Source organism: Roseomonas sp. CCTCC AB2023176 (assembly GCF_042259275.1).
Taxonomy (GTDB): Bacteria; Pseudomonadota; Alphaproteobacteria; order Acetobacterales; family Acetobacteraceae; genus Roseomonas.
The window spans coordinates 4,440,004-4,465,272 of record NZ_CP170086.1; the positions used below are offsets into that span (position 1 = coordinate 4,440,004).

The 25,269-nt window shown below is 75.0% G+C and carries 26 protein-coding genes; 17 read left to right on the forward strand and 9 right to left on the reverse strand.

All coding sequences use genetic code 11. The features are described 5' to 3' along the window. Nucleotides 1–379: 379 nt before the first annotated feature. The 7 genes from ACE7GA_RS22265 to ACE7GA_RS22295 form a co-directional block, all read right to left on the reverse strand. Nucleotides 380–1,750: a type II and III secretion system protein family protein gene (locus ACE7GA_RS22265; protein WP_376091715.1), complete on the reverse strand. Its 1,371-nt coding sequence runs from the start codon at nucleotides 1,748–1,750 to the stop codon at nucleotides 380–382. Between the two features lie 5 nt (nucleotides 1,751–1,755). Next, nucleotides 1,756–3,888: a type III secretion system export apparatus subunit SctV gene (sctV, locus tag ACE7GA_RS22270; protein WP_376091718.1), complete on the reverse strand. Its 2,133-nt coding sequence runs from the start codon at nucleotides 3,886–3,888 to the stop codon at nucleotides 1,756–1,758. Further along, nucleotides 3,885–4,340 (reverse strand): hypothetical protein, encoded by a 456-nt coding sequence (locus ACE7GA_RS22275; RefSeq protein ID WP_376091721.1) that lies wholly within the window; start codon nucleotides 4,338–4,340, stop codon nucleotides 3,885–3,887. Before ACE7GA_RS22275 ends, sctV begins: the two co-directional genes overlap by 4 nt. Next, complete coding sequence (locus ACE7GA_RS22280; RefSeq protein WP_376091724.1) at nucleotides 4,243–4,662, reverse strand: hypothetical protein; 420 nt, start codon at nucleotides 4,660–4,662, stop codon at nucleotides 4,243–4,245. The genes ACE7GA_RS22275 and ACE7GA_RS22280 overlap by 98 nt, the downstream gene beginning before the upstream one ends. A 4-nt stretch (nucleotides 4,663–4,666) precedes the next feature. Continuing rightward, a complete protein-coding gene (locus tag ACE7GA_RS22285) occupies nucleotides 4,667–5,602 on the reverse strand; it encodes an FHA domain-containing protein (protein WP_376091727.1) in 936 nt (311 codons plus the stop codon). Nucleotides 5,603–5,807: 205 nt separating this feature from the next. Beyond that, nucleotides 5,808–6,026, reverse strand: a complete 219-nt coding sequence (locus ACE7GA_RS22290) for a hypothetical protein (protein WP_376091730.1) — start codon at nucleotides 6,024–6,026, stop codon at nucleotides 5,808–5,810. A gap of 3 nt (nucleotides 6,027–6,029) precedes the next feature. Beyond that, on the reverse strand, nucleotides 6,030–6,242 hold the full coding sequence (locus tag ACE7GA_RS22295) for a hypothetical protein (protein ID WP_376091733.1): 213 nt from the start codon (nucleotides 6,240–6,242) through the stop codon (nucleotides 6,030–6,032). Nucleotides 6,243–6,525: 283 nt separating this feature from the next. Here ACE7GA_RS22295 and ACE7GA_RS22300 point away from each other — a divergent pair, with 283 nt between their 5' ends. The 17 genes from ACE7GA_RS22300 to ACE7GA_RS22380 all read left to right on the forward strand — a co-directional run bounded on the left by ACE7GA_RS22300 (nucleotide 6,526) and on the right by ACE7GA_RS22380 (nucleotide 21,901). Then, nucleotides 6,526–7,176, forward strand: a complete 651-nt coding sequence (locus ACE7GA_RS22300; protein ID WP_376091735.1) for a hypothetical protein — start codon at nucleotides 6,526–6,528, stop codon at nucleotides 7,174–7,176. Then, nucleotides 7,173–7,676, forward strand: a complete 504-nt coding sequence (locus ACE7GA_RS22305) for a hypothetical protein (RefSeq protein WP_376091738.1) — start codon at nucleotides 7,173–7,175, stop codon at nucleotides 7,674–7,676. The genes ACE7GA_RS22300 and ACE7GA_RS22305 overlap by 4 nt, the downstream gene beginning before the upstream one ends. Then, nucleotides 7,676–7,873, forward strand: a complete 198-nt coding sequence (locus ACE7GA_RS22310) for a hypothetical protein (RefSeq protein WP_376091741.1) — start codon at nucleotides 7,676–7,678, stop codon at nucleotides 7,871–7,873. Before ACE7GA_RS22305 ends, ACE7GA_RS22310 begins: the two co-directional genes overlap by 1 nt. A gap of 82 nt (nucleotides 7,874–7,955) precedes the next feature. Beyond that, on the forward strand, nucleotides 7,956–8,954 hold the full coding sequence (locus ACE7GA_RS22315) for a hypothetical protein (RefSeq protein WP_376091744.1): 999 nt from the start codon (nucleotides 7,956–7,958) through the stop codon (nucleotides 8,952–8,954). A gap of 7 nt (nucleotides 8,955–8,961) precedes the next feature. Then, a complete protein-coding gene (locus ACE7GA_RS22320; protein ID WP_376091747.1) occupies nucleotides 8,962–9,234 on the forward strand; it encodes a hypothetical protein in 273 nt (90 codons plus the stop codon). Between the two features lie 236 nt (nucleotides 9,235–9,470). Next, nucleotides 9,471–9,926 carry a hypothetical protein gene (locus ACE7GA_RS22325; RefSeq protein ID WP_376091750.1) on the forward strand — a complete coding sequence of 152 codons (456 nt, stop codon included), beginning with the start codon at nucleotides 9,471–9,473 and terminating at the stop codon, nucleotides 9,924–9,926. 7 nt (nucleotides 9,927–9,933) lie between these two features. Then, complete coding sequence (gene sctJ / locus ACE7GA_RS22330; RefSeq protein ID WP_376091753.1) at nucleotides 9,934–10,827, forward strand: type III secretion system inner membrane ring lipoprotein SctJ; 894 nt, start codon at nucleotides 9,934–9,936, stop codon at nucleotides 10,825–10,827. Further along, nucleotides 10,824–11,399, forward strand: a complete 576-nt coding sequence (locus ACE7GA_RS22335) for a hypothetical protein (protein ID WP_376091756.1) — start codon at nucleotides 10,824–10,826, stop codon at nucleotides 11,397–11,399. Before sctJ ends, ACE7GA_RS22335 begins: the two co-directional genes overlap by 4 nt. After that, nucleotides 11,396–11,941, forward strand: a complete 546-nt coding sequence (locus tag ACE7GA_RS22340; RefSeq protein WP_376091759.1) for a hypothetical protein — start codon at nucleotides 11,396–11,398, stop codon at nucleotides 11,939–11,941. Before ACE7GA_RS22335 ends, ACE7GA_RS22340 begins: the two co-directional genes overlap by 4 nt. Further along, nucleotides 11,938–13,254, forward strand: a complete 1,317-nt coding sequence (locus ACE7GA_RS22345; RefSeq protein WP_376091762.1) for a FliI/YscN family ATPase — start codon at nucleotides 11,938–11,940, stop codon at nucleotides 13,252–13,254. Before ACE7GA_RS22340 ends, ACE7GA_RS22345 begins: the two co-directional genes overlap by 4 nt. Beyond that, nucleotides 13,251–13,745 (forward strand): hypothetical protein, encoded by a 495-nt coding sequence (locus ACE7GA_RS22350; protein ID WP_376091765.1) that lies wholly within the window; start codon nucleotides 13,251–13,253, stop codon nucleotides 13,743–13,745. Before ACE7GA_RS22345 ends, ACE7GA_RS22350 begins: the two co-directional genes overlap by 4 nt. Before the next feature lie 178 nt (nucleotides 13,746–13,923). Beyond that, nucleotides 13,924–14,778, forward strand: coding sequence for a type III secretion system cytoplasmic ring protein SctQ (sctQ, locus tag ACE7GA_RS22355; RefSeq protein ID WP_376091768.1), 855 nt, complete (start codon nucleotides 13,924–13,926; stop codon nucleotides 14,776–14,778). Beyond that, nucleotides 14,778–15,455, forward strand: a complete 678-nt coding sequence (gene sctR, locus ACE7GA_RS22360; RefSeq protein WP_376091771.1) for a type III secretion system export apparatus subunit SctR — start codon at nucleotides 14,778–14,780, stop codon at nucleotides 15,453–15,455. Before sctQ ends, sctR begins: the two co-directional genes overlap by 1 nt. Next, nucleotides 15,455–15,727: a type III secretion system export apparatus subunit SctS gene (gene sctS / locus ACE7GA_RS22365; protein WP_376091774.1), complete on the forward strand. Its 273-nt coding sequence runs from the start codon at nucleotides 15,455–15,457 to the stop codon at nucleotides 15,725–15,727. The genes sctR and sctS overlap by 1 nt, the downstream gene beginning before the upstream one ends. A gap of 10 nt (nucleotides 15,728–15,737) precedes the next feature. Continuing rightward, a complete protein-coding gene (gene sctT / locus ACE7GA_RS22370) occupies nucleotides 15,738–16,538 on the forward strand; it encodes a type III secretion system export apparatus subunit SctT (protein WP_376091777.1) in 801 nt (266 codons plus the stop codon). Beyond that, nucleotides 16,535–17,623, forward strand: a complete 1,089-nt coding sequence (locus ACE7GA_RS22375; RefSeq protein ID WP_376091780.1) for an EscU/YscU/HrcU family type III secretion system export apparatus switch protein — start codon at nucleotides 16,535–16,537, stop codon at nucleotides 17,621–17,623. Before sctT ends, ACE7GA_RS22375 begins: the two co-directional genes overlap by 4 nt. 2,388 nt (nucleotides 17,624–20,011) lie before the next feature. Next, the gene (locus ACE7GA_RS22380) at nucleotides 20,012–21,901 is read left to right on the forward strand and encodes a hypothetical protein (RefSeq protein WP_376091783.1); all 1,890 of its coding nucleotides are present in this window, start codon (nucleotides 20,012–20,014) and stop codon (nucleotides 21,899–21,901) included. 291 nt (nucleotides 21,902–22,192) lie between these two features. Here ACE7GA_RS22380 and ACE7GA_RS22385 read toward each other — a convergent pair whose 3' ends face one another. Both ACE7GA_RS22385 and ACE7GA_RS22390 read right to left on the reverse strand, forming a co-directional pair. Next, on the reverse strand, nucleotides 22,193–22,342 hold the full coding sequence (locus tag ACE7GA_RS22385) for a hypothetical protein (RefSeq protein ID WP_376091786.1): 150 nt from the start codon (nucleotides 22,340–22,342) through the stop codon (nucleotides 22,193–22,195). A 202-nt stretch (nucleotides 22,343–22,544) separates the two neighbouring features. Then, nucleotides 22,545–25,199, reverse strand: a complete 2,655-nt coding sequence (locus ACE7GA_RS22390; RefSeq protein ID WP_376091789.1) for a DUF6973 domain-containing protein — start codon at nucleotides 25,197–25,199, stop codon at nucleotides 22,545–22,547. Between the last annotated feature and the right edge of the window lie 70 nt (nucleotides 25,200–25,269).

The window sequence follows — 25,269 nt, forward strand, 5'->3', positions numbered from 1 at the left end:
CAGCGTCGAGGTCTCGCGAATGGTGACTCGCGCCTCCCCGCGCGGCGGGGCGTCGCTGCCGCCGATCAATGCGGTCACCGGCCGGTCCCGCAGGGCGGAGCGCAGGGCTGCCAGCCGTCGCTCTGCGAGGGCGCCGGCCGTCTCCGCCGGGCCTTCGTCGGGCAGCGCCACCGCGATGGCCGCGCCAGGCCGCGCCTGGGCGATGGCGGACAGGCCGGCGGCGTCGGCCGGGTCCGGCTGCACGCCGTCCGCGGAGAAGAGGACGCGGCGCACGTCCGCCGACGTCAGGGGGCGAAGCCGCGCGGGCGGTCCGGCGGCGGGTCGGCGTAGCAGGCCGTGAGCGTGAGGAGGGCGAGGAGCGCCGGGCGCCGCATGGCCGTCAATCCACCAGGAAGCCGCCGAGGCCCCGCGTCACCGCGGGCCCGGCCGCCGCGCGCACCGGCACCGCGGGCGGCGGCGCCCGGTCGGCGGGCGTGGCCACGGGCGCGATGCCGCGCACGGGATCCACGATGTAGGGCGTGATGAGGATCAGCAGCTCCGTCTCCTGCCGCTGGAAGCGCGAGGACCGGAACAGCGCCCCGATGACCGGCAGGTCCCCCGCGAGCGGAACGGCATCGAGGTTGTCCGCGAGGCGCCGCTGGAACAGCCCGGCGATCGCGAGCGTCTGGCCGCTCGCGATCTCGACCGACGTCTCGGCCTGGCGGGTGATGAAGGAGGGGACGACGTAGCCGTTGATGTTCAGGGCGTTGCTGCTAGAGATTTCGCTCACCTCGGGCGCCACGCGCAGGCCGATGCGGTTGCCGGGCAGCACGGTCGGCGTGAACTCCAGCCCGACGCCGAAGCGCTTGAACTGGACGGTGATCACCTGGTCGCGCTGCGGCACGGGGATCGGCACCTCGCCGCCTGCGAGGAATCGCGCGGTCTGGCCGGAGATCGCCGTCAGCGTCGGCTCGGCGAGGATGCTGACCACCCCTTCGCGCTGCAGCGCGTCGATCAGGGCATCCGCCGAGATGTTCCGGGAGGAGGCGCTTCCCCCGAGGCCCGAAAAAGTCTCGCCGGCATTCAGGCCCTGCACCGTCGAGGTCAGGCCGGCGACGCGGGACGCAAGGCCAGCGCCGGAGAGGAAGGAAAAGGCGAAGCTGCCGATCGAGCCGACGACGTTCCAGTTCACGCCGATGCGGTTCAGGTCGTTCCGGGACACCTCGGCGAAGCGGACGCGCAGCGCGACCTGCTGCGATCCCGCGAGCTGCGTGCGGTCGAGCGGACGCTGGCCCTGGGGGGAATAGGCGCGTGCCGTCGCTTCGACCTCCATCGCCTCGCCGACGTCGCGGACGGGACCCTGCACCATCAGCCGCTCGCCGACGAATTCCATCTGCACGGCCGTGCGGCGCGTCGGCACGGCGGCGCGGGCGGCCTCGGCCGAGCGTTCCACGCGCACCGTCGTGGAGGCGACGACGCCGTCGCCGGAATCGACCGCGTGCAGAGTCGTCTGGCCGATGCGCCGGCCATACACGAAGACCACGCGCGGGGAGACGACCTGCACGTCCGCGACCGCCTGGTCCGCGACGAGCACCTGCGTCACGTCGCGCGGGAAGCGGATCAGGCGCCCCTCCCCCACCGCGACGGTCAGGCCGCCGCCGCGCGGCGGCGCGTCCTGCGCAGCCGCGGGTGCGACCACGCCGGGCGCCGCGACGGCGGTCAGCAGCACGACCCCGGCGAGGGCCGCACGGGCGAGAGGTCCGGGCCGCATCCGCCTCACGCCGCGTTCGAGGCAGTGACCCGGAAAGACTCGGCGCCGGTTTCGCCGGGCACCACGCGCTGCAACGGCGCTTCACCATGCAGGCGGATCGAGCCGAGCGGCTGCACCGTGAACTCGGGAGACAGGTCCTGGAACGACATCACCGCTGCATCCACCCCGTTGTTAACGAGGAGGTTACGAACGTGTCGGCGTATGTCGAGCGCGCAGAGAATGACAGGTTCGGGACCAGCGGAGGGCCGGAGTTCCGCGCGCAACCGTTCGGCCAGCGCCGCGGCCGTTCCCTCCGGCAGGGAGATGAAGGTACCCGCGGCGGTCTGGCGGATGGAGGTGCGCACGATCTCCTCGCTCGCAGCGTCCATCACGAATGCGGGAATGATGCGGGACCGGTCGGAATGGGCGTGACAGATCTGGCGCCGAAGGCCGGACCGGACGGCCTCGGCGAGCGCGGCGGCGTCCGACTCGCGGTCGCCATGCTCCACGAAGCCTTCGAGCAGGCCGCGGAGGTTGCTGACCGAGATTCCCTCATCCAGCAGGCGGCGGAACACCTCGGCGGCGCGCTGGAGCGGAACGGCGCGCAGGGCCTCGCGCACGAGGTCGCCATAGGCGCCCTCGACCCGGCCGATCATGGCGCGGGCCTCCTGGAGCCCCACGAAGGCGCCGGCATGGCGGCGCAGAGCGCGACCCGCGACCTCGCCCAGCACTTCCGGCGGCTCGGCGTGGCCGACGCCGGTCGCGACGAGGGCGGGGATGGCGTCACGCGCGATCCAGAGCGTCGGCGGCAGGCCGGTGAGGTCGTCGCCGGGCTGCACCTCGACGCCCGCGAGGTCGGCGTTCTCCGGCTCGTCGCGCAGCAGCACGCGGTCCGGCGGCAGGGCACCTTCCGCGATCGGCACGCCGTCCACCTCGAGCCGGAAGCCGCCGGCGGGGAGGTCGGCCAACTCCTCGCTCGACACGCCGGGAATGGGGGCGCCCGTCGCCTGCGCGGCACTGGCACTCGCGGATGCGAGCGCGACGCGCAGGCGGTCTGCCGGCAGCGTCGCCTGCAGGTCGGGCGCGAGCAGGAGCCGGACGCGGCCAGGGGGCACGGGTGCGTCGGTCGCCGGCGTGCCGGCCTCCTCCGGCTCGGCTGCGGCCCGCACCGCCTCCTCCGCCATGCTCCGCTTGCGCCGGGCGGCCATCAGGCCGAGGAAAAACAGCCCCGCCGCGAGCGTCAGGAGGATGAGGACGGGGAAGCCGGGGATGAGGCCGAGCAACCCCGCCACGACCGCGGCGAGCCAGAGCGCGCGCGGTTCCGCGAAGATCTGGCCCGTGATCTCGCCGCCCAGGCTGTCGGCGCCGCCGGCTTCGGCGGACGCGACGCGCGTGACGACGATGCCCGCGGTGATCGAGACGAAGAGGGCGGGGATCTGCGCCACCAGCCCGTCGCCCACCGTGAGGATGGAGTAGGTGCGCCCCGCCTCCCCGAAGGTTAGCCCGTGCTGCATAATCCCGATCGCGAGGCCGCCGACGAGGTTGACGACGATGATGACGAGACCTGCGATGGCGTCGCCCTTCACGAACTTCATCGCGCCGTCCATCGCGCCGTAGAGCTGGCTCTCACGCTCCAGGCCGGAGCGGCGTCGGCGCGCCTCGGCCTGGTCGATGTCGCCGGAACGCAGGTCCGCGTCGATCGCCATCTGCTTGCCCGGCAGCGCGTCGAGCGTGAAGCGCGCCGCGACCTCCGCCACGCGCTCCGAGCCCTTCGTGATCACGACGAACTGGACGACGGTGATGATGAGGAAGACGACGAGGCCGACGACGATGTTCCCCGCGACGACGAACTCGCCGAAGGTCCGCACGATATCGCCCGCATCGGCCTGGATGAGGATGAGGCGCGTCGTCGCAATGCCGAGCGCCAGGCGGAACACGGTGGTGATGAGGATGATGGCCGGCAGCGTCGAGAACTCGACGGGCGAGCGCAGGTAGAAGCCGACCATCAGCAGCAGGACGCCCGAGGCGAGGCTGACGGAGAGCAGCACGTCCATCACCGCCGTCGGCAGCGGGATGATCATCAGCAGGATCGTCGAGACCATCAGCGCCGCGACGGCGAGGTCGGAGCGGTATGGCAGGCGGCGAAGGAAGGCGGTCATGCCGCGTCCTCCTCCAGCCCGTCGCGGAACGCGGCCCGCGCTTCTTCCCGCCGTCCGGCTGCAAGCAGCGCGCGGGCGCGGAGGACTCGGCCGGGACGGCTGGCATCGGCCTCCGGCTCGAGCCGCGCCGCGTGGTCCAGCACTTCCAGCGCCCGCTCGCCCAGGCCGCAGGCCGACAGGGAGGCGGCGAGGGTGCGCATGAGCGGCGCGTCCATCGGCCGCTGCCGCGCGGCGAGCAGCAGCAGCACGCTGGCCCGCCGCGACTGGCCCTGACGGAGGTACACGTAACCCAGTGCGTGCAGCGCGCCCGCCGTCTCCTCCGGCAGCGCGGCGCTGGCGTCGAGCGTGGCGCTCTCACGGGCCCACCAGCGTGCCGCGGCGTTCCGCGAGGTCGCGGTGCGCGTCCAGTTCCTGCCGGATCGCCAGCGCGCCGAGGCGGGCGATGTCGTCACCGGGCGGCGCATGGGCCAGCACGCCCGCCGCGACCTCCAGCAGGCCGAGAAGGCGCGTCGGCGATGTCGGCGCGCCGCGCGCGGGCGCCACGAAGTCGAGCACCATGCCTGCGAGGCCGCCGGGCGAGTGGGGCTCCTTCAGCCGTTGGTCCAGGCCGGCCGCGGCGGAGATGGCGTCGAAGGCCTCGGCCTGCGGCGTTTCCTCGACGGGAAGCGGCGCGCCGGGTGGCAGGCGGGACCGCGCGCGCAACAGCGCATCGGTGCGCGGGTCGCTCCTCGGCCCGGCGCCCTCCGGCCCGGGGACGCGGTCGAGCGGCGGCACGGGACTACAGCGTCACGACGGAGGTTTCGGACCCGCGGCGCAGCACCACGCGTTCCCGCGTGATGCTCTCGACGACCCAACCGTCCTCGAGAACCGCGCCCTCCCCGTACTTCTCGCCGTCTGAGGCGATGATGTAGGGCACGGGCGCGAGCGAGACGGCGCGGATGCGCAGGCCCGGCCGCGGCGGGCCGATGTCCACGCCGAGGCGTGGGACGAGGGCAGGACCGGCGCCGTGCGCGGCGTCGTACCAGCGGCGGACGTCGTTGAAGCGCGCGGTCTCCTCGGCGCTCAGCCGGCCCTCGACGAGAAGGGCGCCGCCGGCGCCGTCCGAGACGCGCAGGCGGTCGGGGCCGAGCCCCGCGGCGGCAAGCCGCTCGGACAACGCGGCGCGGGCGGCCTCGGGGTCCGGCGGGGCACGGTCGGCACGCGGGCCGACGTCGCGCCGCTCGGTCACGGCCGGCCTTGGATCCGCCATCAGGCGGGGCAGCAGCACGGCTGTCGCGCCGAGCAGGAGGATCAGGGCCGCAAGCAGGCCCACGCGCCACTGCATCGCGCGGCGCCGGCCGTCGCGCGCAGCGAGGCCGGCTGGCGGCGGCGCGAGGCGGAGCGTCGTCGCCCCGAGGCGAACCGTCGCGCCGCGGGAGACGAGGCGTGCGCGGCCAGGCCGCAGCGGCCGCCCGGCAACGAGGGCGCCCGGCGCTTCGGCGAGCACCCGCGCTTCGCCCGCTTCCGGGATCGTGAGGTGGAGCCGGATCCGCCCCGCCTCCTGATCCGCGAGGAGGATGTCGGCATCGGCTTCCGCGCCGATGCGGTAGGCACCAGGCGGCAGGTCCAGGCGGGCGCCGCGGTTCGGTCCGTCCACCACGTCGAGCCGCCAGTCGCCCTCCCCGCGCGAGAAATCGGGAAGGCTACGTTCGCCGACCGTCAGATCGCCCGGCATGCCCCGCACACTCCCCTTCCCCTCGGCCTTCCCGTTGGCTCCGTTCCGATCGAAACCGCAACCAACAAAGCCAGGCTCGTCAAACCCATCCTCGTCGAAAACGAACGGCGCCGCCCGAGGCTGCGCCGTTCCCGGTCACGCCCGTGCGGGTTCGCAGCCGGCTTTCGCAGCCCGCCGCGAACCCGCGTTCCAGGAGCAGCGCCGATCAGTTCTGCGGACGCTGCTTCGCGGCGTCGAGCTCGGCCTTCTTCACCGTCGTGATCGCGGTGATCTCGGCGGCCTTGCTGATCGCCTGGTCGAAGGCGGCGCTCATCTGCCCGATCGCGCCGGACGCGTCGCCCGAGGCGCCATTGCCCGCACCGGCACCAGTCACCGACGCGTTGCCGCCAGCGCCACCCGTGGGAACACCCGTCACACCAGCCATGCTCTATCTCCTCTCCTGGTTGGCCGAAGCCAGTCGCGGCAGAAGGTCGAGGGCAGCCGCGTAAGCGCCCCGCAGAAGCTCGGCCCGATCCCCGGCGACCGCCGTGGATCGCGCCTGTCCGTCCTGCAGCCGGCGCCGGATGGCGGCGAGGGCCGTGCCGTCACCCGCGATGGCCCGCTGCAGGGAACCGCGCTTCTCCCGTGCGGTGTCGTTCACCGAAACCTCCCATGCATTCTGCGCCGCGGAAACCCGCTTCCGCGTTCGCCCAAAGCAAACTGGCACAACCGCAATCGGTTCCAACCCACTCATTCAATCCTCACGCGATTGAGATCAGGTCTCGCGTTCTTTCACGCAAGCTTAACGCAAAACAGTTCTTGCAGGGTCGTTGTCGCGGTGCCGATATGCTGGTCGCTGAGCGTCAGGGAGGTACGTTGACTTGCCTGCACTCTTGTTCGAACGGGATAGCACGCAGTTTCACCTTCGCAATATTTGCGGGGCCGTGATGCTCGCCGGCCTGTCCTGCGTCCCCGCCGCGTGGGCGCAGCCCGCGGCGGGCAGCGCGGCGCCTGTCCCGGCGCCCGCCCCGGTCGAGGGACCGGCGGTCGCGGCACCTCCCCCGGCCGAGGGCGCGCCGGCCCGCGAGGACTGGCGCTCCAAGCCCTTCGACTATGCCGTGGTGGACCAGGAGCTTCGCGACGTCCTGGTCGAACTAGGCAAGCGCGTCGGCCTGAACACGGTCGTCACGGACGGCGTGCGCGGGCGCGTCCGCGGCCGCCTGGCGCGCGGCACGGCGGTCGAGACGCTGGACCGGCTCGCGGCGATCTACGGCCTCGACTGGTTCACGGATGGCAGCACGCTGCACGTCTCCTCGGTGAACGAGGCGGTGTCGCGCCTCGTGGACCTCGGCGGCGTGCCGCCGACGCAGCTCGACGGCGCACTGCGTGCCCTCGGCGTTCACGACCAGCGCTGGCCCATCCGCGGCTCCGACCCGGCCCTCGGCATGGCGATGGTCTCTGGGCCGCCGCGCTACGTGCAGCTGGTCGAGCAGACCCTTGCCGTTCTCGCGCGCCGGCCGCGGCCGGACGGATCGCCGCAGACGGAACCGGCCCGCATCCGGGTCTTCCGCGGCAGGACGGAGCGCGCGACGTGAGCGCCGTGACCAAGCCCCTGGCGGCGCTGCAGGACGACTGGGCCGGCGCGCGCGGCGACGCGCGACTGCTCGCCGACATCGCGCTGGCCGCCGCGCAGGCCGGGCTCGCCGACCGCGCGCGCCCCATCGTAGCGCTGCTCGAGCGGATGGAGCCCGACCATCCCATCGCGGCCGTCACGCGGGCCGTCGCGGCCATGGCGGCGAACCGGCCGGCGGATGCCGTGGACACGCTGCGGCGCGAGGCGATCGGCAGGCCGCGCGGGCAGGACGCGGCACACGGGATCCTCCTCGTCGCGCTCGTCGCGGCGGGGCAGAGCGAGGAGGCACGCCGCCTCGCGGACGAGGTGCTGGCGGGACCGGATACCCCGGCCCGCCGCATGGCGGCGACGCTCAGGCCGGCCCTCGGCCCGGCATCGCCGTCGGGACCCGGCGCGGCATCGGCCGTGCCGGCACGCAGCGGTGCGGCCACGGCCGCCCCGCCATTCAGAGGAGTCCGGTGATGTTCAACATCGGAAGCCTGGCCGGAGGCATCTTCGGCGGCCCCGTCGGCGCAGCCGTCGGCGGTTCGCTGTTCGAAAGCGTGCTCGGCAAGGGCGCCATGGACGAGATGGTCAAGGGCGGCACGGGCATCATGCAGATGCTGCTGCAGCCCATGCTGAACGACCTGCTGTCCGACCTGGGGCCGGAGGAGGAGTAACGGCCCCGAACCGCACGTGCCCACCCCCCGTGACCGAGAACACGGGCGGGACAACACGGAGAGAGTGGAGAGAGGAGAGACCATGAGCAGCACGATTGCCGCCGTTCCCGGCGGCCTGAACCCGGCGGAACTCAAGGCGCTGACCGACGGCGACGGCAACTTCAGCATCACGACGGTGCAGTGGCAGGACGCCGCGAAGACCGCCGCCGAATCCACCGTCGCCAAGCCGTCGGCCAAGGAGGCGGATGCGCCCGGCGCGGGTTCCGAGAACACGAAGCTCGCGAAGGACCTGCTGCGCGAGGCCCGGGAGACGAAGGATCCCGAGCTGAAGGCGGAGCTGATCAAGTCAGCCCTCGACCTGCTGCAGAACGGCGATGCGGCGGGCAAAGACGGCGCAGCCGGCGCAGCCGGCGCGAGCGGCAAGGACGGCGCCTCCGCCACGTCCGCCGACGACGCCAAGCCCCAGAAGTTCGAGGGTGACGCGCTGAAGCCCTATCTCACGGCCGAGGGCGGCAACGTCGAGCAGGGCAAGGATGGCGGCTGGGCCGTCGGCGACGCCCCTGGCAACGGCCAGAAGATCGAGGGCGAGATCAACCGCGGCCAGTCCCTCACCTTCACGGCGCCCGTCGAGAACAAGGACAATGCGGGCGGCACGGTCGAGCTCGGCAAGCTTTATAAGAATGGGCCGGATGGCGACCACGTCGAGAAGGCGCGCGTCACCTTCTACGACGAGAACGGCAAGGTCGTGGACGAGAAGATCGTCGAAGGCACGAAGGACGGCAACGCTTCCGTGTCGACCGACAAGAAGTTCGCCCGCGTCGAGGTCTCGCCGGAGGACAACGGCGCCAAGGGTTCGTCCGACAACTCGGACTTTGCGCTGAAGTCGGTCTCGCTCAACGCCGCCGGTGAGACCACGGCGGCGGCCGCCAAGAACGAGACGGGCGAGAAGATCAACAAGATCCTCGACGTGCTCGGCATGGTCGCCGGCCTGATCCCGGGCATCGGCCCGATGGCCGGCCCCGCGCTCGACAAGGTGGGCGACCTCGTCGAGATGTTCGCGAACCGGAAGTCCGAGGCCTGACGCCAGGATGAGCGTCGCCACCGACAACCTGCCGGAGACGCTGCCCCCCTGCCCTGAGGGCCGGGATTGGGTGGGGCTGCTCCTCGACGGCGGGCTGCTCGAGGCGGCGCTCGACGGACTGGACGAGGGGGCGGCGCGGTCACGGCCGCGCCGCCTTCCCCGCCCCGTCCGCCACGACGCGCCGATCGCGCGCCTCCTGCGCCTCGCGGGTTTCCGCGGGGCCGGGGCGGGCGGAGGCGGACCGGGGCCGCGCCTGCGGGCCGGGGAGGCCTGGGCCTAGCGCCCGGGGCAGCCCGGCCCGCCGCGCGGCGGCCCGGACCCCGGACGGGGACGGGACGCGGCGCGGGCACGGTGCCCGGGCGGTCTCCTCTCCTCTCTCCGCTCCCGCCCGGTCGTCGCCCGCGACGCGTCCCCGCACCACACCACGGGGACCGGGCGCCAGCCGCGGCGCAACCTTGGACCGTTCCGAATCGTCGTGAGGCGAGACGAAGCGGAAGCACAGCCTCGGGAGTCCCCATGAGCGCCGTTCCGATCCCACCCGCCGCCGGCCCGGTCGGCGGGCCGTCCCTTCAACCCGTTTCGCCGACCGGCCCTGCCGCCGGCACGGCCGATGCCTTCGAGAACGCGCTGCGCCAACTCGGTGCCGCGACGTCCCCGCCCGGCGTGCTGGCCGAGAAGGTCGCCCACGGCCTCCAGGCCTTCCGTGGGCGTGCCGAGGTCATGTCGCGCGACGTCGTCGGCGCCATGACGCCGGCCGTGCCGGCGGCCGCGCCGGCCGCTCCGCCCGCACCCGGTTCCGCCGCGCCGGCCGGCGCGGTGCAGCCCGCGGCCAACCCCGCGGACCCGCAGGGCATCCAGGGCATGTACCGGATGGTCGTGCGCACCTTCGACTTCGCGATGGAGACGCACCTCGTCGCCAAGGCCGCGACGCAGTTCACGGGATCCGTCAACACGCTGATGAAGGGGCAGTGACGCCGCCGTGACCCGCCTCGCGCGCCTCGCCCTTCTGCTGATCCCGCTGCTGCTTGCCGGCTGCAAGGTGGAACTGAACCGCGGCCTGTCGGAGCGCGAGGCCAACGAGATCGTGGCCCTGCTGCTGCGCAGCGGCATCCCGGCCGAACGCGGCACGACGGTCGCCGCGGCCGGGCCGGGCAATGCCGGCGCGAGCCGCAACAGCACCGTCCTCATCCCCGAGGCCCGCTTCGCGGAGTCGGTGGACATCCTGCGCGACGCCGGCCTGCCGCGGCAGCAGTTCTCCAACATCGGCGAGGTCTTCCGCGGGGAGGGCCTCGTCTCCTCCCCGACCGAGGAACGCGCTCGCTACGTTTGGGCGATGGGGCAGGAACTGTCCCGCACCGTCAGCGAGATCGACGGCGTGCTCGCCGCACGCGTCCACCTCGTCCTGCCCGAAAACGACCCGCTGCGGCGGGAGAGCACGCCGGGCAGCGCTTCCGTTTTCATCCGACACGCGCCGGGCGCGGCGGTCGCAAACCTCGTCCCGCAGATCAAGGAGATGGTGGCGAACGCGCTGCCGGGCCTCACCTATGACCGGGTCGCGGTGACCCTCGTCCCCGCCGCCACGACGGTCGCCGTGGCCGATGCGGCGGGCCGGCAGCCCGCGGCGCTGGTGCAGGTGCTCGGGCTCTGGGTCCACGCGGACAGCGCACCGCTCGTGCGCACGCTGATCGGGATCGCCGCCGCGGTCGTCGCCGCTCTGCTCGGGCTGGTGGGCTGGTTGTTCTATGCGCGCCGCCGCCCGGATCCCGCTTCGGTCCCGTCGCCCTCGCTCGGCCGCGACCTCCCGCGCGAGCTGCCGCGCGACGGCGGCCGTGACCTCACCCGCGCCACGGCACCCCGCGCGCTGCCGCGATGAGCGCGATCCGCCCCGAGCGTCTGGCCGGGCACCTGGCGCCCGGGCTGCCCGCGTCCGTCGCGGAACGGCTGCTCGGCTCCCCGCGCCTCGGCGACCGCGTCCGGGCCTTCGCCGAAGGCAGGCTTCGGGATGCCGAAGCGGCGGTCGCCGCGCTGCCGCCGGCGGAGGCCGCGCTCGCGCGCGCCGGGCACGCGGTGCTGGAGCGCGCGGCTGTGCTGGCCGGCGCGACCTGGAATGCGCCGCGCGTGCGCGCCCTGCTGCGCGCCGCCGAAGTCGCCGCCTTCGCCGAGGCCTTCGGCGCAGAGGCCCGCACCGTCGCGCTGGCGCATGGCGACCTGACCCCGCCGGATCCCGACGACGCCCTGCCGTTGCACGACGCGGTGCGCGCGGACGGGGCCGTCCTGCTGCTCGGCTGGCGCGATGCATTGCCGCCGCCCATCCCCGAGGCACTGGCGCTGCGATGGCCCCTGGAGGAGCCGGAGGCTGCCGAGGACGATCCGCGCCGCGCCGCCGGGCGTGCCGTGCTGGCGCGGGTCGCGCCGGTCGCGACGATGCCGGACGCTTCGCCGTGACCGCCCCGCGCCCGCTCGGCACGATCATCCGTGCCGCCGACCTCGGGCTGTTGCTGGAGGCGCGCGCCGTGCTGGACGCCGCGCGGGCGGAAGCCGATGCGATCCGCGACGCCGCGCGCGGCGACGGCCTGCGCGCCGGCCGGGCGGAGGGCGCCGCCGCCGCCACGCGGCTGCTCGCGGAGACCGCCGCAGGCACACGCGCTGCGCTGGCCGATGCAGAGGTCCGCGTCGCGCAGGCCGTCGCCGACGCCGTCGCCCGCATCCTCGGGGAGGCGCCGCCGCCCGCGACGCTCGCCGCCGCGACGCGCGAGGCCGTGCGTCGGCTGGCCGCCGCCGGTGAGGTCACGGTCCGCGTCGCGCCGGCCAGCCTTGCCGCGACTGCCGAGGCGCTGGCCGACCTGACCGGCGTGACGGCGGTGCCCGACCCCGCGCTCGGCGAGGCCGATGCGATCGTCGAGGCGCCGGGCGGCTACGTCGAGGCAGGACTTCCCGCGCAGCTCCGCGCGCTGCGCCGTGGCCTCGGGCTGGAGGACGCGGCGTGAACGCCTTCGCCGCCGCTCTGGACCGCCTGCCCGCGCGCCTCGCCGCGATCGAGACGCGCCCGGTGCTCGGCCGCGTCGAGCGCGTGCTCGGCGCGGCGATCGAGGCGCGCATCGCGGGCGTGCGGGTCGGCGAGCTCTGTCGCCTCCGCCAGCCCGGCGCGCGCCCCGCCCTGGCCGAGGTCATCTCCGTTTCCGGCATCCGCGCCATGCTTACCCCCGTCGGCGGGGTCGAGGGCCTGTCGGCCGAGGCCGTCGTGGAACCAACCGGCCGGACCTTCGAGGCGCCGGCGGGCGAGGCGCTGCTCGGCCGCGTGCTGGACGGGCTCGGGGCGCCGCTCGATGGCGGCCCGTCGCTCGAACACCTGCCGCGCGTGCCCGTGCAGAACGACGCGCCGCCACCGCTCGACCGGCCGCTGGTCGGCCAGGCGCTGCCACTGGGCGTCCGCGTGATCGACGGGCTGATGACCTGCGCCGAGGGCCAGCGCGTCGGCATCTTCGGGCCGGCGGGCGCAGGCAAGTCCTCCCTCGTCGCCTCCATCGTGCGGGGGGCGGAGGCCGACGTCTTCGTCGTCGCGCTCGTCGGCGAGCGCGGGCGCGAGGTGCGGGAGTTCCTGGAACGCTCGCTCGGCCCGGAGGGCCTGCGCCGCTCCGTCGTCGTCGCCGCGACCTCCGACCGGCCGGCGCTGGAGCGGGTGAAGGCCGCGCAGGTCGCGACGGCGATCGCCGAATGGTTCCGTGACCAGGGGCGCCGCGTCCTGCTGCTGGTGGACAGCGTGACGCGCCTCGCCCGCGCCTGGCGGGAGGTCGGGCTGTCGGCCGGGGAACCGCCGACGCGGCGCGGCTTCCCGCCCTCCGTCTTCGCCGCGCTGCCCCGGCTGCTGGAACGCGCGGGCCCTGCGCCGCGCGGCTCCATCACCGCCTTCTACACCGTGCTGCTGGAGGGCGAGATCGCCTCCGACCCCGTGGCGGAGGAGGTGAAGTCCATCCTGGATGGCCACCTCATCCTGTCGCCCAAGCTGGCGCAGGCCGAGCACTACCCCGCGGTGGACCCGCTGGCGTCGCGGTCCCGCGTGATGGACGCCGCGGTGGACGACGCGCATCGCGACGCCGCGGCGAAGCTGCGCCGCCTGCTGGCGCGCCATGCGGAGGTCGAACTGCTGGTGCGCGTCGGCGAATACCGCTCGGGCAGCGACCCGCTGGCGGACGAGGCTTTGGCGAAGCACGCGGCCATCACCGACTTCCTGCGGCAGATGAACGAAGCGCCGTCGCCCTTCCCGCTCACCGTCGCGCGGCTGCGGAAGCTCGCGGCATGACGCGGGAGGAGGCGGCGACGCTGCTGGCGCTGCGGCACGCGCGGGAACGCCGCGCCGCGGCCGACCTCGCCCGCGCGGGGGCCGAGGTCGAGGCCGCGCGCGGCGAGGTGGAGCGCGCGGCCCGCATGGCCCGCGCCTTCGAAGCGATGCGGCGGGCGCAGAGCGCGCAGGCGATCCAGGACCTCGCCTCGAGTGGCCCCGTCTCGCCGGGGCGGGTGTCGGAAACCGCGGCGAAGCTGCTGGACCTCGGCGCCCGCGCCAACACCTATGCCGACTTGCGGGCACGGCGGGAGGCGGCGTTGGCCGAACGGGAGCGCCTGCGCAACCGCGCACAGTCCGACCACCAGGCCGCGATGCGCCGCGCCGAGGCCTGGAGCCAGCTCGGCGAGCGTCTGGACGAGGCCGCGGCCCGCGCCGAGGAGGACGCGGCCGAGGAGGCCATCGAGGAGGCGGCCGAACTGCGCGCCGCGCGCGACCGATGGACGGGGTGATCGTCGCGACGCGCGCGGCCCGCCCCTTCCGGCCGCGGCGCCTGGATCCCCGCATCGTCGCGCGGGAACGCGCCCTCGCCGCGTCGCGCGCGCCGCTGCCGCTGCCCGGGGGCTATCCCTGCTGGTCGGTCCGGCACGCGCCGACGCGCACGGGCCGCTCGCCTGCCTACGGCTGCGGGTGGGCGGGGAGGCCGCGCTGCTGGTCGCCGCCGCCGACGCCTTCGACCGGCTGCTGCACGCCGTCGACCCCGCCGCCGTCGGCGCGCGGGGCGAGGCGGGCGCGCTGCTTCTGGAACTGCTGCTGGAACCCGTGCTCCCCGCGGTGGAGGCCGCCCTGCGGGCCCCGGTCGCAGCCGTCTCCCTCGATGCCGGGGATGATCCGACCGACGCGCCCTGGGTCGGGCTGACGCTGCTCATGCCCGGTGCGGGCACCGCCATTTCGGGCCGCCTGTCCCTGCCGGAGGCGGCGGAGCGACGACTCACCGCCGCGCTCGCCGGAGTCCCGCCGGGCCGGCCGCCCTTGCCGGACTCGCTGGCCATCCCCGTCTCCCTGCGGGTCGGGGCGACCACCCTGTCCCGCGCCGACCTGCGCGGCCTGCGCCCCGGTGACGGCCTGCCTTTCGACGCCGCGCTGCGCGCGCGCGGGGAGGCCCTGGCGGTCGCTGCGGAGGCGCAGGGCTGGCGCGTCCGCATGACCGCGTCGGGCGCCGACGCGACGACCCCGCGCCGCACCCTCGGCGCCCTGGACCTGGAGGAGTGGAGCGCGATGCCCGATGACCAGACGTCCGCCGACGCGGCGCTGGAGGACCTGCCGGTGCGGCTGGTCTTCGAGATCGGCCGTCTTGAACTGCCTTTGGGCGAGGTCGCTGCCGCCGGCGTCGGGCACCTCTTCCCGATCGCGCGCGGGAACGGCGACGCGATGGTGGACATCCTCGCGAATGGCCGCCGCTTCGGCCGGGGCGAGATCGTCGAGGTCGGCGAGGGCGCCTTCGCCGTGCGCGTGCTGTCGCTGCTGCCGAAGGCCGGCCCCTGATGGAGGCGCGCCCCGACCTGCTGGCGATCATCATCGGCGTCGCCGCGGTCGGGCTTATTCCCTTCATCGTCGTCTCAGCGACGGCGTTCCTGAAGATCGCGGTCGTGCTCTTCCTGCTGCGCAACGCGCTGGGGACGCAGCAGACACCACCGAACCTCGTGCTCTATGCGCTCGCGGTCGCGCTTGCAGCCTACGTGTCCCTGCCGCTGATCCTCGCGGTGCAGACGCAACTGTCGCAGCCCGGCACGGACCTCTCGACCGCCGACGGAATGCTGGCCGCGGCGCGGTCGGCGTCGGAGCCGGTGAAGGCCTTCCTTTCCCGCTTCGCCGATGAGCGGGAGCGCGACTTCCTCCTCTCTGCCGCCTCGCGGGTCTGGCCGCAGGGCAGCCCCGGGGGCAGTGAGGTCACGGCCTCCCGCGACGACCTGATCGTGCTGCTGCCTGCCTTCGTCGTGTCGGAGCTGACCCGGGCCTTCGAGATCGGGTTCCTGATCTACCTGCCCTTCATCGTCATCGACCTGATCGTGTCGAACGTCCTGATGGCGATGGGAATGGTGATGGTCTCGCCGCTGGTGATCTCCGTGCCCTTCAAGCTGTTCGTCTTCGTGCTGGCCGACGGGTGGTCGCGCCTGACCCACGGCCTCGTCTTGTCCTACGCCCTTCCGGGAGGCGGCTGATGTCCGATCCCTCGCCCCTGATCCACCACCTCTCCCAGTCGCTGCAGCTGGTGCTGTGGCTGTCGCTGCCGATCCTCGGCGTCGCGGCGGCCGTCGGGCTGATCGTGGGGCTGCTGCAGGCTGTCACGCAGATCCAGGACCAGTCGCTGCCGCAGGTCGCGAAGCTCGTCGCGGTGCTCGTCGCTCTCGCGATCCTCGCCCCCACGCTCGGCGCCCCGCTGCTTCGGCAGACCGAGCGGGTGTTGGCCGACTTCCCCGCCGCGACGCGCTGACGGCACGGCCATGGGCGCCGCCTTCGCCGGGCTGTTCGAGACCCTGCTGGCGCCGATGATCGCGCTCGGGCTCGGGGTCGCGCGGCTCTTCGCGGTCTTCGCAGTGAACCCGCTCTTCACCCGCTTCGGGCTGACGGGGCTGCTGCGCGGCGGCATCGCCCTCGCCCTCGCCCTGCCCCTCGTTCCTTTCCTCGCGCCTCAGGTGGAGGCGGCGGGCCTCGCCGGTCCCGTCATCCTCCTGCTGCTGGTGAAGGAGGCGGTGGTGGGCATCCTCATCGGCCTCGTCACCGGCGTGCCCTTCTGGGCGGCTGAGGCTGCCGGCGAGTTCATCGACCAGCAGCGCGGGTCGGAGGCCGCGACGATCCCCGATGCGTCCCAGGCCAACGAGTCCGGCATCACCGGCACCCTCTTCGGCCTGACCCTCGTCGCCGTCTTCTTCCTCAGTGGCGGTCTGTCGCTGCTGACTGGCGCGCTCTACGACTCCTGGGCCATCTGGCCGCCGCTGGAGACGGTGCCGCGCTTCTCGGCCGAGGCCGGGCTGCGGCTCGTCGGCCTGCTCGATGCGCTGTTCCGCACGGGGCTGATCCTTGCCGCGCCGCTGCTGATCGCGCTGCTGCTGACGGAGTTGGCGCTGGCCCTCGTCGGCCGCTTCGCGCCATCGCTCAACATCTTTGACCTCGCGATGTCGGTGAAGGGCATCGTCTTCGTCGTGTCCCTGCCGCTCTACGCGATGTTCCTGCCGCGCTACCTCCGCGACGCGCTGGTGCCGCTCGCGACCGCCGCCGACGCGCTCAGGGGCTACGTGCCGTGAGCGGCGACGACAGCGAGGAGAAGAACCTTCCCGCGTCGAAGAAGAAGCTCGACGAAGCGCGGAAGAAGGGTCAGGTCGCGCAGGGCAAGGACCTGGTCTCGGGCGCCGCCTTCGCCGCGGGGGCGGGCTTTGTCCTCCTTTCCGGCGGCACCTTCTTCGTCCTCGCGACCGCGCTGTTCCGCGCGGCGGGCGAGGCGATCGAGCGGGCGGAGCGCGCGCCGGACCGCGCCAGCCGCTTCTTCGATGCGCTGGGCAGCCTGCGCGGACCCGTCGAGGCGGCGCTGAACGGCCTCGTCGTGCCCCTGCTCGTGATCGTTCCCTCGGTCGCGGTCCTCGCCTCCCTCGTCGCGTTGCGCGGCGTGGTCTTCGCCACCGACCCGATCACGCCGAAGGCCGAGAAGATCAGCCCGATCGAGGGCTTCAAGCGGATCTTCGCGCTCCGCTCGCTGATGGAGTTCCTGAAGTCGCTGCTGAAGGTGGTCCTGCTCGCGGCGGTGCTGGTCGGCGTGCTCTGGGGCGGGCTGCGCGCGCTCCTGCTCTCCCCGACCTGTGGCGCAGCCTGCGAGGCGCAACTGCTCGGCGCGCTGCTCACGGCGATGCTGACGGCGGCGGCGATCGTCTTCCTGCTCGTCGGCATCGGCGACCTCGGCCTGCAGCAGTGGCTGTTCCGCCGCGACATGCGCATGAGCGTGACGGAGCAGAAGCGCGAGCGGAAGGAACAGGACGGCGATCCCCACGTCCGCAGCGCGCGGCGCACCCTGATGCGGGAAGCTGCGGCGGCCCCGCGCGGCGGTGCGACCGCCGCGACCCTCATCCTGCACGCACCGGCCGAAGGCGCGCGGCCTGAGGTCGCCGTCGGCGTCCGCTTCATCCGCGGCGAGACACCCGTCCCCGCCGTCGTGGCGCGCGGTGAGGGCGAGCGCGCCGCGGCCCTGCTGGTGCGGGCGGCGGCGGCCGGCGTGCCGGTCGCGCAGGAACCGGCGGTGGCGCGGCTGCTCGCAACGCGCACGCGCCCCGGCGGCTACGTTCCGCAGGACCTGTTCGGCGAGGTCGCCGGCGCGATGGTCCGGGCCGGAACGATCTAGTCAGATGCCCGTGACCTGTCTCGCCCGGACCCGCCCGGCGCCTCACCTCGCCCGCAGGGCCCATCCCGCCTTTGCGGCTCGCGGGGTGGGCCGGGGCCGATCGCCGCGCGCGGCGATCGTCGTCGGGGGGAGGGCGCGCGTGACGTTCGGGGTGAGAGGACCTGCCGGGGCGGGGCCGAAGGATTCGGGCCTCGCCGGCGCGGGCGCCGACTTCCAGAAGTCGCTGGCGGACGCGACGCTCGGCGCGCCCATCCAGGGCGGGGGACCCGCGGCGCCGGGACCTGGCGGGGTCCTCGGGTCCATGCCGGGGGCCGATCCGAAGGTGCATGGCGCGAACGGCGTTCCAGGGGTCGGCCTGGGCCTCGCGAAGAAGAACGCGGGGGACGAGGGACGGGCGACCGACGATGTGAGGGGCGGGACGCCCGGCGGCGGCACGGCGGGGCGCGTTCTGGGCAGCCCCGTCACGCCCGACCCGGCGCCGCGCGACCCGGGCGCCGCGACGCCCGGCCGCGTCCTCGGAAGCCCCGTCGCATCCGACCCGACGCCGGGCGGCCCCGGCCGAGCCACCCCCGGTCACGTCCTGGGAAGCCCCGTCGCGTCCGATGCCACGCCCAGCGGTCCCGTCGGCGCGACGCAGGGACGCGCGCCCGGCATCACCATCGGCTCGCAGGACCTCGTCTCCCTGTCGCTGGGCACGACACCTACCGCACCGACCAGCGTTTCGTTGACGGTCGGGGGACGCGTTCTGGGCGCCCCCGTTGACGGCGCCGGGCAGCCCGGCGCCACGCAGTCCGGCACGGCCCCGGTCGCATCCGGCGGGGCGGGCTCGGCTCCGGGCAACGCGCCGGTCATGCCTCAGCGCATAGCGGGGCAGGGTGACTCAACGCCCGGCGGAGGCGTGCCGGGTACGGCACCGGGCACTGCCGCTCCGGTCCACGGCGGCACGGGGTCCGTGACGGCGGGCCCGACACCCGTCGCTGCGGCCCCTTCCCGGACGCCGGCGGACGGCGCGCCGGGGGTTCTGGGCGGTCCGGTCCCGGGGGCAGGCGCCGCGGCCGCACCGGTAGCCGCATCGGGCCCAGGCCTCGCGATTGCGGCCCGCCCGGCACCCACCGGCGCCGCCGGGAGCGCGGCCCCCCTTCGGCCGGCGCGGCGGCCAGCGCCCCCTCCCCTGCCATGGGCCAGACGGGAGCCGTCGGCGGCATGCTGGGCGGGACGGCGAACCTGACTCGCAGCGTGACGGAGGCAGTAGCCTCGCTCGTCGGTGGCCGGGCGGTGGAGGCGTCGCCGGCTTCCGCCCAGCCTGGGCAGCCGGCGGCCGCGCCCTCCCCGGCTGGCGCGCGGATTGCGGAAACGGCCGTCGTGGCCGGCGGGCCGCGCGGCGGAACCGCAGCCCCGATCTCCGGGACGACCAACCCCGGCCCGGCCACGGGCGGCCACGTCCTCGGCTCGGGCGGCACGTCCGCAGGGGGTTCGCCGGCAGGGGGTTCGCCGGCAGGGAGTTCGCCGGTCACGGGCGGGGGCATACTCGGCGCGCCCTTCGGGAGCGCCATCCCGACCGCGAGCGGCCCGGGCGCGGGCGGCGGCCTCGCCTCAGCGACCGTAGCCGGGCCCTCGCCGGCTGGCGCCGCGTCGGCACGCGCCACCGGCACCCAGGTGCTCGGCGCGGTGGCCCCCGGCGGCGCGACATCCGCGGTGAGCCTGACCATGCCGGCGGGCAGCCCGGGGTCGCCGGCGGTCGCGGGCGTGTTGGGCGGGCCCGCTCCGGCCGCGGCGGGTGCATCGGCGGCCGGTGCGTCGGCGGCCAGTGCATCGGCGGCCCTGCCCGGGGCGTCAATTCCATCGGGCACGACCGTGACCGTTCCGGCGGGGGCGCCGCAACGCGCGGGCACCTTGCCGTCGAATCCCTCGACCACCCCCGCGGGCCAATTCCCGGTCGCCGCGACGGTGACCGTCGTGGTGGCAGCCCCGGGCACGCCGGCGCGCAGCAACCCGGCCCAGGGGAACCCGGCGGGCCCAACGGCACGGGCCGAGGTCACGGCCGGGCAGGTCGGGGAACCCCGCACGGTCGCGCCGAACGTGCTCGACCCTGGGAATCCCTCAGCGACGAATCCCCGGCCGGGGCTGACAACAGCGCCCGTGTCCGGGCCGCTACCCGGGATCGCCGCCGGCCCCGCCTCCGGGCCGCGCGCGGCGCAACCCGAGATCCCTCCCCCGACCACGCCGTCCCTGCCCGCCGGCGCTCCAGCCGCGCCGCGGTCCTCCGATCCCGCCACGGGTCCGGTCGCACGGGCCGACGCCGTAGCGGCCGCCGTCACTGCGCCCGTTGCGCCGGGCGCGCCCACCTCGCCCTCCCGTGCCGAAGCCAGGACGGCGCCACCCGAGGCCGTGCCAAGGACGGTATTCGATACCGCCAGGCTCGATGCCCTCGGCAGCCCGGCGGGCGAGCTGCTGCGTGCCGGCGCGCCGCCCTCCGTCGCCTCTGCCGCGGACGCGGCACTGCGCGGGCTGCAGGCCGCGGTCGCACCGGAGGCCGCTTCCGTCATCGGCGGCCCGATGGACCGGCCCGCAGTCCTCGCGGCGGCGGCGGAGGCACGGACCGCGCTCGGTCAGCCAGCCGAACTGCCGCCCGGGACGGTCGCGGCGCTGCTCGTCGCCGCCGGCTTTCCCGCGCCATTGGCGCCCGGGCAGCCCCTGCCGCCCGGCGCCGACGCCGCCCTGGCCCTGCAGAGTGCCACGGGCGGGGCGCCGCTGATCGTCGCCCTTCCAGCCGGCACGCCGCTGCCGGAGGGCGCGGCGGCCGCCCCGCTCGGCGCGGGCATCGAGGCCCTTTCCGTCCCCGCCGCCACGGGCCTTCGGCAGGAACCGGCGCTGCCGCCGGCCACCGCCGCCTTCTGGGACGCGAACCTTCCGCCGGTGGTGGAGGCGGTCCGGCGGGAGGTCCAGGCGGCACGGCCGCCCGAGGCGACCCCAGCCTCCTTGCAGGGCTTTCCCATGACGCCCGAGGGCGCGCCAGCGAGCCTCGCCGTCACGCTCGGGCCCGGGCCGAACGGCGCCGTCGCGACGGGCGTCACTATCCTCGCCGGCGAACGCGGCGGCACCTCGGCCCTCGGACGCGGCGGGGCTCCCCTGGCGGCAGGGGAGGCCCCGGAGGCGCCGGGCGCCGGCGCAACGCTGCACCTCGGGGACGAGGGGGAGGCGCGGCGGGAGGCGCTTGGCGCGGCCTATGTCAGCGTCACCGACGCGGTGCCCGTGCCGCTGGACCTGCGGCCCGGCCCCGGCGCCGCGCCGCTCGCGGAAGAACCGCCGCGTCTCTGGCGCCTCGACGGCACGGCGGCGCTCGTCGCGGTCGGCCCGGGCGGTCCCGCGGCGGCGGTTGCGGAAGGCCTCGCCCTGCTGGCGCGCCTGCGCGAGGGCGGCTTGCGCGGCCTCGGCGGCCTGCGGCCGGGCCAGGGCATCGCCACCCACGCGGGACTGCCGGCCCACCTCCTGCTCTCCGGCATCGCCCGGCCCGGGGGGGACGGGGTGGAACTGACGGAGAGCGCCCCGCCCCCCGTCGAGGTCATTCGCGCGGCGGGGGACGAGGGGACCTGGACCGTGCTCCGCGGCGGCCAAGCCATGCGCGCGGGCGAGCCGGATGAGGGGCTGCGCCTGGTCTTCGCCTACGGCATCGGCCCGGCCGCAGGCCCCTATGGCGCCGAGGCCGGCGCGGTGCGGGCGCGCGAGTCGGTCTCGGCCGTCCTCCTGGCCATGGAGGCGGCACGCCGTGGGGAGGATCCGGCCCGACGGCGCGCCGCGCTCGCCGCGCTCGCGGCGGACTGGGCGGAGGAAATGCACCGGCGCGAGCGTCTGGGCCCGCCGCCGGGCGGCGCCGCGGCCCCGGCGGCGCTCGCCATGCTCGCCGGCCTGCACGGACCCCTGGCCACCTGGGACGCGCTGCAGGCCGCCGGCGCCACGCCGGGCGACGTGCTCCGCGCGGCGACGCCCAGCCTGCGGCCGACCCTGGCCCTGGCCCTGGCCGCGGGCGCCGCGCTCGCGCTGCCCGACCTCGCGCGCGATGCGGCGCGGGAGGGGGCGGCGCCGATCGGCCTGGACGCGGCACGCGCGGCCTTTGCCGCCGCGGCCTCGGCCCTGCTGCGCGGCGAGGGATCCTGGCGGTCGGCCGCGCGCGCGCTCGGCGCCTGGGGGGAAGCGGCGATCGCGGCCGCGCCCCACGCCCGGTTGGCGCGCGGCGACGGGCTGGCTGTCGGCGCGCGGCTGGGGCGCCTGCGCGGCTGAGGTGGCCCGTCGGTCCGGCGGGTGTCGTGCCGGTTGCCCCGGGAGGAGGTCTTTGCCCTCCTCCCGGACCCACCACCCACCAGGGAGCGACGGCCCCCTGGACCGCGTTCGGTGGAAGGATGCCCTCGGGTGAAGGGTGGCTCGCAAGCGCGCTTGTGCCGCTTGCGAGCCACCCTTCACCCGAGGGCGTTTACAGAGTGCGGTGCAGGGAACGGTTCCCTGGCAGATGGAGGTCCGGCGGAAGGCAGCGCCTTCCGCCGGGGCCACCCAGCGCGACGCCGACCCGCCGCGCTACATCCGCCGCGTCGCAGCCCGGGCCAGCCGGCCGTCCCGGTCGTACTCCACCGCGAGGTATTCGAGGTTCGCGCCGAAGCCGATGCCGAGGGAGTAGAGGTCAAGCGGACCGTCCGAGTTCTCGGGCTGGCCGAGCAGGCCGCGCACCCGTTCGCGCGGCGTGCCCGGGTTCAGCAGCCCGCTCTCCCGAAGCGCGGGGACGAGGGCGGCGCGCGGATTGGATCCGCTGTCGTCCCCCGGCCACGGGCCCAGGCGTTGGGGTCGAAGGCAGCGGCGGCGGCGGTGGTCAGGGTCGCGCTCATCGGGACTCCGGCAAGGATGGCTGCGAGGAGGAGGCGGGGCGCGTGGCTCACGATGCGCCCCGCCCGTCCGGCGTGGGGATGACGCCCGGCACGCCCGCATCGTTCGCGAGGCCGTGGCCGCCCACGGGCACGCGGTCGCTCCAGGCCAGGTTGCCGTTGCGGTCGATCACGACGAACTCGCCGCGGTCGATGGCCTCGCGGATCCTCTGTGTCAGCACCTCGTCCGAGGCGCCCGGGTTCTGCTGCGCGATCCGGATGCCGACGGAGTTGTTGTAGAGGTCCATCGCCTCCCGGTCGGCGTTCTGGTCGCGCTCCGCCGTGCCTTCATGCGCCGTGGTGAACTGCCGCGCGAATTCGGGGCCGAGGTCGCGGGCGAGGCTTGCGGACCAGAAGGCGTGGCGCATGACGTCGCGGTGGCCGTCATTGCCTTGCCAGAGCGCCGCGAGGTTCGACGGGACGTAGGACGGCACGGGATTGTTCGGGAACTGCCCGTTCGCGATCTGGTTGGCGCGGTCCACGTTTTCCTTCGCCTGCCTCTGGTCGAGCAGCGACCGGCCCTCGAGCAGCCGCGCTTCGGTCGCCGTCATCTCGCGTGAGCCGAAGAGGCCGCCGAGCGGGGCGTAGGTGACCATGCCGCCCGGGTCTTCCCGCACCTGGAATTCGCGCTGGATGGCCTCGAGGTTCGGGCGCCCGGCGACGTCGTTCGGCGTCGCCGCGCCGCTCGTCGGGGCGCCGGTCGTAGGGGCGCCGGTCGTCGGGGTCGTCCCGGTTCCAGGCGCCGTCCCGCCGGGGGTGCCGGAGGCCGAGCCGGGGTTCGTGCCGGAGCCGGGACCCGGGTTGGTGCCGGGCGCGGTCCCGGACGGCGTGCCGGAGCCCGGGGGAGAACCTGCGGAGGAGGCGCCGGTTGACGGAGTGCCGGTGGATGGAGCGCCTGTCGGAGGTGACCCGGCCGAAGGTGACCCGGCCGAAGGGGAGCCGGCCGAAGGGGAGCCGGTCGGCGACCCGGAACCCGTGCTGCCCGGGGGCGTCGAACCCGCGGGCGGGTTCGCGGAAGGCGCCGTCGTCGGAGGCGTCGTGACCGACGGCTGCGCCGCGACGGGCGCCTGCGGCCCCGGCAGGTAGACCGTGTCTCCGGGGAAGATGAGGTCGGGCTGGATGATGTGGTCACGGTTGAGGGCAACCGTCTCGTGGAAGTCGGTCCCCTCCCGGCGCGAGATGTCCCAGATCGTGTCGCCCGGCTTGACCTGCACCTCGCGGTATCCCGCGTGTTCCAGGTCCGGGTTGATGCGGCCCGTGGCGTCCATGCCGCCTTCCGGATGCGGCGCGGTGTACTCGGCCGCGACCCAGCCCTGGATCGGCTTGTCCGCCACGTCGGTCGAGCGGACCTCGACCCATTCGCGCCCCGTCCCGTCGGTGGCGCGCTGGCCGGTGGGCTGCGCGAAGGTGCCGTGCTGCAGCACGCCGGTGCGCGGCTCGTCGGTGCCAGGCGTCGGGCGCACGCTGACCCCGTCGCGTGGCACGACCACGAGCTGGCCGGGCGTGCCGGATGGGGGCGGCTCCGCGGGACCCGTCGTGGGCTCCGTCGCGGCCGGCGCCCCGGTCCAGCGCCGGTCCGAGCGCGCGACCACGTCGTCGTTGCCGAATTCGCCCACGAGCGTGACGTGCATGCCGCCGACGCCGTCCACGTCGAAGCCCGCATCGGCGCGGAACCGGGCGCCGTCGCGTTCCACGAACTGCGTGCGCGCGAGCACCGACGTGTCCGCGGGCAGCCCGGCCAGCGCCTGCCGCAAGTCGCCGAAGTCACCGCGGCCGAGGCTGCCGAGAACCTGCGCCGCGTGGTCGTCCGGGTTCTTCAGCGTCGTTTCCAGGATGACCTGCGCCTGGTCGGATCGGCTGACGTCGTCCAGCGGCTGCGCGCGGGCGTTGAACTGAAGCGTTGTCCTGATCTCGTCCGGGTGCCTCCACCCGCCGTTGGACAGCACATCCGCGTCCGGGAACGGCTGGCCCGCGCCGTTGAACTGGTTCGCCGGCACGTTCCAGGACACGGAAGTCCGGCCGCGGATGTCCGCGATGTCCTGCATGTTGATCACGTGGCCGTTCACGTCCACCGGCGTCAGCGAGTTGAGGTTGATCCTCTCCCGCCCCGTCACCGCGAGCTGGCCTTCGGCGGAGTAGGTGATCTTCCCGTCGCCGCCGTCCTGCGGCAGGTCCACGCGGCGGATGATCCGCTCGGCCGCCGTGCCGTGCACGCCGCCGCCGACCTTGAGGTTGGAGCCGAGCATGACGTCGGCGCGGGCGAAGAGCTGTCCCGTCAGCACCTGTTCATAGCCCGCGATGTGATCGGCGAGGAACTGCCGGTCCGCGACCGGCGGTTCCGCCCGGCGCGCGAGGATCTCCCCCGCGATCTCCGGCGCGTTGTTCGGGTTGAGGGGGCCGCCGGGGCCGTTCCCCGCGCCGCCGACGCCGGGCCGGGTCGTCCCGCCGGGGGCCGCTGCATCGGGCACCTCCGACGCGCCGTTCAGCGGGTTCCCGGCCGGATTGTTCGGGAGGCCGGAGGCGCCCGGGATCGGGCCGGGGATGGCGGCCGAGGCGTCGCGGATGGCCTCGGCCTGCGCGACCTGCCGCAGCGTCTCGACGGCGCGCGTCGCGTCGGCCTTCGTGTCGAAGCGCATGATGACGCGGTCCGCGGTCTGCAGGCTCAACTCGCCGCCCGCTCCGACGCCGGTGTCCTGCGGCAGCCGCAGGCGCGGTCACCGCGGCCTGCATGCGCTT

What these genes read in the sequence shown, in the direction of transcription:
- ACE7GA_RS22310 (WP_376091741.1), top strand. Translation starts at nt 7,676, where the DNA reads ATGTTCAACATCGGAAGCCTGGCCGGAGGCATCTTCGGCGGCCCCGTC.
- sctT (WP_376091777.1), top strand. Translation starts at nt 15,738, where the DNA reads ATGGGCGCCGCCTTCGCCGGGCTGTTCGAGACCCTGCTGGCGCCGATG.
- ACE7GA_RS22350 (WP_376091765.1), top strand. Translation starts at nt 13,251, where the DNA reads ATGACGCGGGAGGAGGCGGCGACGCTGCTGGCGCTGCGGCACGCGCGG.
- ACE7GA_RS22285 (WP_376091727.1), bottom strand. Translation starts at nt 5,602, where the DNA reads ATGCCGGGCGATCTGACGGTCGGCGAACGTAGCCTTCCCGATTTCTCG.
- sctV (WP_376091718.1), bottom strand. Translation starts at nt 3,888, where the DNA reads ATGACCGCCTTCCTTCGCCGCCTGCCATACCGCTCCGACCTCGCCGTC.
- sctS (WP_376091774.1), top strand. Translation starts at nt 15,455, where the DNA reads ATGTCCGATCCCTCGCCCCTGATCCACCACCTCTCCCAGTCGCTGCAG.
- ACE7GA_RS22315 (WP_376091744.1), top strand. Translation starts at nt 7,956, where the DNA reads ATGAGCAGCACGATTGCCGCCGTTCCCGGCGGCCTGAACCCGGCGGAA.
- ACE7GA_RS22335 (WP_376091756.1), top strand. Translation starts at nt 10,824, where the DNA reads ATGAGCGCGATCCGCCCCGAGCGTCTGGCCGGGCACCTGGCGCCCGGG.
- ACE7GA_RS22325 (WP_376091750.1), top strand. Translation starts at nt 9,471, where the DNA reads ATGAGCGCCGTTCCGATCCCACCCGCCGCCGGCCCGGTCGGCGGGCCG.
- ACE7GA_RS22320 (WP_376091747.1), top strand. Translation starts at nt 8,962, where the DNA reads ATGAGCGTCGCCACCGACAACCTGCCGGAGACGCTGCCCCCCTGCCCT.
- ACE7GA_RS22290 (WP_376091730.1), bottom strand. Translation starts at nt 6,026, where the DNA reads ATGGCTGGTGTGACGGGTGTTCCCACGGGTGGCGCTGGCGGCAACGCG.
- ACE7GA_RS22265 (WP_376091715.1), bottom strand. Translation starts at nt 1,750, where the DNA reads ATGCGGCCCGGACCTCTCGCCCGTGCGGCCCTCGCCGGGGTCGTGCTG.
- sctR (WP_376091771.1), top strand. Translation starts at nt 14,778, where the DNA reads ATGGAGGCGCGCCCCGACCTGCTGGCGATCATCATCGGCGTCGCCGCG.